This is a genomic window from Mesorhizobium sp. M1A.F.Ca.IN.020.06.1.1 (genome assembly GCF_004023265.1).
GTDB lineage: Bacteria > Pseudomonadota > Alphaproteobacteria > Rhizobiales > Rhizobiaceae > Mesorhizobium.
The window spans coordinates 1-1,528 of the sequence record NZ_RZSR01001194.1 but is presented as its reverse complement, the minus strand read 5'-3'; the positions used below and the strand labels follow the sequence as shown (position 1 = coordinate 1,528).

Annotated in this window: 2 protein-coding genes; both read right to left on the bottom strand. The window is 63.5% G+C overall.

Going from position 1 to position 1,528, the window contains the following annotated elements; all coding sequences use genetic code 11:
- On the bottom strand, positions 1-729 hold a 729-nt coding region (locus EOA60_RS32390), incomplete at its 3' end, for a pyridoxal-phosphate dependent enzyme (protein ID WP_128312584.1).
- 91 nt (positions 730-820) lie between these two features.
- Positions 821-1,480 (bottom strand): phosphoribosylanthranilate isomerase, encoded by a 660-nt coding sequence (locus tag EOA60_RS32385; protein WP_095825502.1) that lies wholly within the window; start codon positions 1,478-1,480, stop codon positions 821-823.
- Positions 1,481-1,528 lie beyond the last annotated feature (48 nt).

Sequence of the window (1,528 nt, the reverse complement as noted above, 5' to 3'; positions counted from 1 at the left end):
GCCTTCCTGCTCCAGCATCTGGGCGCGCGCTTCCGTGCCGATCACCGACTGGAAGTCGCGCACCAGCTCCGGATAGGGATGCGGGCCGGCGGCGGTGCCGATCAGGTAATAGGTGTCCTCGACATTGGTGACCCAGTCACGCAGAGCTTCGTTCATGGCGTCCTTCAGCGTGCCGTGGCCGGCGGTGACCGGGCGCACCTCGGCGCCGAGCAGCTTCATGCGAAAGACGTTCGGGCTCTGGCGGGCGACGTCGGTGGCACCCATGTAAACCACGCAAGGATAGCCGAAGCGCGCAGCGACCGTGGCGGAAGCGACGCCATGCTGGCCGGCACCGGTCTCGGCGATGATGCGCTTCTTGCCCATGCGCTTGGCGAGCAGGATCTGGCCGAGGCAATTGTTGATCTTGTGCGAGCCGGTGTGGTTCAGGTCCTCGCGCTTGAAATAGACCTTGGCGCCGCCCCCGAGGCCCTTCGCCGAGGAAACCTCCCGAAGATGCCTTGTCAGGCCTTCGGCGAAATAGAGCTTGGACGGTCTACCGGCATAATGGGTCGAAAGGTTCTCCAGCTCCGCCTTGAACTCCGGATCATTCTTGGCCTTGTTCCACTGCTCTTCGAGATCGAGGATCAGCGGCATCAGCGTCTCGGCGACGAAGCGGCCGCCGAAAATGCCGAACATGCCCTGCTCGTCGGGCCCGGTGCGGAAGGAATTGGGCATAGCCGGCCTGTTCATCGCCGATCTCCTGAGTCTTTGCTTCTGAGCACGTCCTTATCGGAAAACCGGTTCCCACTTTTCCGGGACATGCTCGGGTTTGAAAACTTCCTCAGGCGGCGCGGTCGTCGCGCGCGGCCCTGACGGCCCGGAAAAACTGCTCGATCAGCGCCGGATCCTTGACGCCCGGAGCGCTCTCCACGCCGGAGGAGATGTCTATCCCGGGCGGATTGGCCAGTCTGAGGGCATCGCCGACATTGGCGGCGTTGAGCCCTCCGGAAAGCATGTAATCGAGGCCGGCGTCAAGGCCAGCAAGGATGCGCCAGTCGAAGGCGACGCCGTTGCCGCCCGGCAATTGCGATCCCTGGGGCGGCTTGGCGTCGAACATGACGCGGTCGGCAACGCCGACATACGGCTTTATTCGCTCGAGATCCGCGGCTTCGCTGACCGACAGCACTTTCATCACCGGCAGGCCATGGCGAGCCTTGAGTTCCGCCACACGCTGGGACGTTTCGGAGCCATGCAGTTGCAGCATATCCGGCTGCATCCTCGCGACAATATCGTCGAGAAAGTCATCATCCGCATCGACGGTGACGGCAACCGCCTTGGCCTTTCCGATGGCCGCCTGGCGCAGACGGCCGGCCTCGGCCGAATGGACGAAGCGCGGGCTTTTGGCAAAGAAGATGAAGCCGACATGGCTGGCCCCGCCGGCGAGCGCGGCGGCCATCGCGGCGTCGGTCTTCAATCCGCAGATCTTGATGTCGAGCGTCATGGCGCGGGATTGGCACGAAAAGCCGCAAGAGTCGAGAAAAAGCATGCC